Source organism: Mesorhizobium sp. WSM4845 (assembly GCF_055811455.1).
In genome coordinates this window covers 1-3,947 of sequence record NZ_JBVVQA010000040.1, presented here as the reverse complement: position 1 = coordinate 3,947, position 3,947 = coordinate 1, and the positions used below count along the sequence as shown (strand labels likewise).

Annotated in this window: 3 protein-coding genes; 1 reads left to right on the top strand and 2 read right to left on the bottom strand. The window is 66.1% G+C overall.

All coding sequences use genetic code 11. The annotated features are described in order from the left end of the window. Nucleotides 1-284: 284 nt before the first annotated feature. Complete coding sequence (locus tag AC0L2C_RS30120) at nt 285-1,205, top strand: bifunctional 5,10-methylenetetrahydrofolate dehydrogenase/5,10-methenyltetrahydrofolate cyclohydrolase (RefSeq protein WP_287225472.1); 921 nt, start codon at nt 285-287, stop codon at nt 1,203-1,205. Between the two features lie 18 nt (nt 1,206-1,223). Here the strand turns inward: AC0L2C_RS30120 and glcF are convergent, their stop codons facing one another. Together glcF and AC0L2C_RS30110 are read right to left on the bottom strand one after the other, a co-directional pair. Continuing rightward, complete coding sequence (gene glcF, locus AC0L2C_RS30115; RefSeq protein ID WP_473525124.1) at nt 1,224-2,555, bottom strand: glycolate oxidase subunit GlcF; 1,332 nt, start codon at nt 2,553-2,555, stop codon at nt 1,224-1,226. A 10-nt stretch (nt 2,556-2,565) separates the two neighbouring features. Then, a complete protein-coding gene (locus AC0L2C_RS30110; protein WP_473525123.1) occupies nt 2,566-3,774 on the bottom strand; it encodes an FAD-binding protein in 1,209 nt (402 codons plus the stop codon). Between the last annotated feature and the right edge of the window lie 173 nt (nt 3,775-3,947).

The following is a 3,947-nucleotide window of genomic DNA, read 5'->3' as shown; positions in this document are numbered from 1 at the left end:
TGCGAGTCCAGCGACAGCCAATTGTCGATGCTGGCGCGGGGCCCCAAAAACCCCCCCCCCCCCACAAAACCCCAAAATTAAGGGGGGGGGGGGGGGGGGCCCACACGCGCCCCCCCCCCCCCCCCCCCCCCCCTTTCTGTTTCCGGGACGCCATAGGATAGTTTAGTTTGACAGGATCGGGTGGTACGTCGCGCCCGCGGCATGGCGGTTCGCATTCTCGCTGCCATTCTCCTCTGTATTTTGCTATGTCGGCTGCAACGCTTCCAGACAAAAGGCCTTGCTCAATGTCCCTGTCCGACGACAGCCGCTATCTCCGGGGCGGTCCGGTCGCCCAACGCATCATCGCCTCGGTGCGCGAGGATGCAGCGATCGCAACCGCCGAAGGCTTTCCGGCCAAACTGATATCGATCACCGTCGGCGACACGACTGCAGTCGATGTCTATGTGCGCAACCAGCGCGCCAAGGCGGCACTCGCCGGTATCGGCTTCGAGGAAAGACGATTTCCCGCGGACATCACCGCCGGCGAACTCGAAGCAGCGATCCACGGCCTGAACGCCGATCCGCGCGTCACCGGCATCATCATCCAGCGGCCGGTGCCGGTGCATATCCCGATCAAGACGCTGCAAGCGGCGGTGCATCCGCTCAAGGACGTCGAGGGCATGCATCCAGCCTCGATCGGCAACATCGTCTACAACCAGCTCGACCTCGCACCCTGCACGGCCGCCGCTTCGGTCGAACTGCTCAGGGAAACCGGTCTCGATCTCAAGGGGCTCGAGGTCGTCATCGTCGGTCACTCCGAGATCGTCGGCAAGCCGATCGCCTTCCTGCTGATGAGCGAGGGCGCGACGGTGACGGTGTGCCACCACATGACGCGCTCGGTGGCCGCGCATGCGCGGCGTGCCGATGCTCTGTTCGTCGCCGTCGGCAAGCCGCGGCTGATCAAGGCCGACATGGTCAAGCCCGGTGCGGCCGTCATCGACATCGGCATCAATTCCGAGATCGGACCGGACGGGGAGAGCCGCATCGTCGGTGACGTCGACGCCGAGAGCGTCAAGCATGTGGCGTCCTGGATCACGCCGGTGCCGGGCGGCGTCGGCCCGATCACCGTGGCGATTCTTTTGCGCAACACGATGGTGGCGCTCAGCCGGCAGCGCGCGCGCTACCATGCGACCTATGGCGTGGTGGACAAGCTCGCAGCGGAATAAGCCGGCAGCGCCGGTGGATCACTCCGCCGCAACGGCTGCCCTGCTGTCCGGAACGCCCTCCGGCTGCGGCCCGCCATAGGCCCAGTCGAGCAGCTTTATCGTGTGCACCACCGGCAGTTTCGCGGCGGACGCAATCTGGGTGATGCAGCCGATGTTGCCGGTGGCGACGATTTCAGCACCGGTCGCCTCGATATTTCTCACCTTGCGGTCACGCAGTTGAGCCGAAATTTCCGATTGCAAAATGTTGTAAGTGCCGGCCGAGCCACAGCACAAATGCCCCTCGCGCGGCTCTCGCACAACGAAGCCGGCCTTGGCCAGAAGCTCCTTCGGTTGGCGGGTGATTTTCTGGCCGTGCTGCATCGAGCAGGCGGAGTGATAGGCGACGATGGTGCCCGGCTTGCGCACCGGCTCGGGCAGATCGACGCTTGCCAGATATTCGGTGACGTCCCTGGCCAGCGCCGACACCCGCGCTGCCTTGTCGGCATAGGCGGGATCGAGGCGCAGCATGAAACCATAATCCTTGATGGTGGTGCCGCAGCCCGACGCAGTGATGACGATGGCATCCAGCCCGCCTTGGTCGATGGCGCGCGTCCAGGCGTCGACATTGCGCCTGGCCGAGGCAAGGGCTGCCGCCTCGCGGCCCATGTGATGCACCAGCGCGCCGCAGCAGCCCTCGCCCTCGGGAACCACGACCTCGACGCCGAGCCGCGTCAGCAGCGCGATCGTCGTGTCGTTGATGGCGGGATCGAGCACGGACTGCGCGCAGCCGGTAAGGATGGCGACGCGGCCATTTTTGCTCGTGCCCTGCCCGGCATGAATGCCCGGCGAAGCCATTGGCGAGGCCGCAGGAATCGACGCCGGGGCGAGCTTGAGCATCGCACCCAGCGGCTTCAGCGCCGGGAGCTTTTCCAGCAATCCGGCGAATGGCTGGCCGAGCTTTGCCAGCTTGAGCGCAGCGCGAAACCGCGAGGGATAAGGCAGGACCAAGGCCAGCATGGCGCGCGTCAGCCGATCGGGCAGCGGCCGCTTGTAGGTTTCCTCGATATGGACGCGGGCGTGGTCGACCAGATGCATGTAGTTGACGCCCGACGGGCAGGTTGTCATGCAGGCGAGGCAGGACAGGCAACGGTCGATATGGGTGACGATCTGCTTGTCGGCCGGTCGGCCGTTCTCCAGCATGTCTTTGATCAGGTAGATCCGCCCGCGCGGCGAATCCAGTTCGTTGCCAAGCGTCACATAGGTCGGGCAGGTGGCCGTGCAGAAGCCGCAATGCACGCATTTGCGCAGGATCTTTTCCGATTCCGCGACATGCGGATCGGCAAGCTGGGCAGCTGAGAAATTGGTCTGCATCTCGTACCTCCTAAGCCATGCGGCCGGGGTTGAGGATCGCCTTCGGATCGAATTCGGCTTTGAGCCGCGCCGACAATGCTGCCAGGTGCGGCGCCTGCGGCTCGAACACCGGCACAGCGGCGCGATGCGAAGGGGCGGCGCGCACCAGCGTCGCATGGCCGCCGCCATACTGTCTCACCACTGCTCGCCGCAGAAGATCGGCTTCGGGATCGCCATGCTCCATGCGCAGCCAGATCAGTCCGCCCTGCCAGTCATAAAAGGCATCGACGGCCGCCTGCATGCGCAGCGCCAGCACCATCTGGTGGCCTTGCGCCGGCGCCATCGACACGCGCCACACCGGCTTTTCCAGGCCGTCGGCAAACGGCGCACAATCGCGGATATCGCGCCAGACCGAATGCGAAGTCTCGCCCGAGATTTCCTCGAGCGGGCCGGCATTTCCGAGCAGATCTTTCAGCGCTGCGATGCGGTAGGCGACCGACGGGCCGAACCCCTCGACGCGCAGCAATGTCGCGGCGGTGCTGCCGAGACCGCCGCCGGCGACCCGTGCGGCAACGCGTTCGGGAAGATGGGCAGCACTCGACACTTCGGCGCTGGAACCGAGCGCCAGCGCCATAGCGGCCGCGGCATGATCGTCGAGCAGGCCGCGCACAGCCAGCGTGACTTCGGTCTCGGCAGCGGGCAGCACCTTGAAGGTGACGTCGGTAAGAACGGCAAGCGTGCCCCAGCTGTTGGCCATGAGCTTGGACAGGTCATAGCCGGTGACGTTCTTGACCACGCGGCCGCCCGATTTGAACGCCTCGCCACGCCCCGAAACCGCTGCAATGCCAAGAATATGGTCGCGCGCCGCCCCCGCCTTCAGCCGGCGCGGACCGCAAAGGTTCGCGGCCAGTACGCCGCCGATCGTGCCTTTTCCCTTTTCGCCGCCGAGCAGCGGGCCATAATCCAGTGGTTCGAAAGCGAGTTGCTGGCCGTTTTCGGCAAGTAATTTTTCGATCTCGGCGAGCGGCGTGCCGGCCTTTGCTGACAGCACCAGTTCAGCCGGCTCGTAGAGCGTCACGCCTGACAGTTTCGACAGGTCGAGCGTGTGCTCGGTCTGCAGCGGACGGCCGATGCCGCGCTTGGAGCCATGGCCGAGGATTTCGAGCGGCGTTTCTTCCGCCGCCGCCCAGGCGACAGTGGCGAGAGTTTCGGCGGTGGTGGCGGCGGTGAAGGTGGTCATGGCTGTCCTGGGCGCACATCGGCCGCAGACCCCCTCTCCGTGGGGGGGGGGGGGGGGGCCGCCCCCGCCCCCCCCGGGGGGGGGGGGGGGGCGCCCCGCGCCGAGACCGCCGCAATCCGCAAGCTCGCTGCCGAGACCGATTTTTCCACGGAAACGGCGGGAGGACTTCCGGC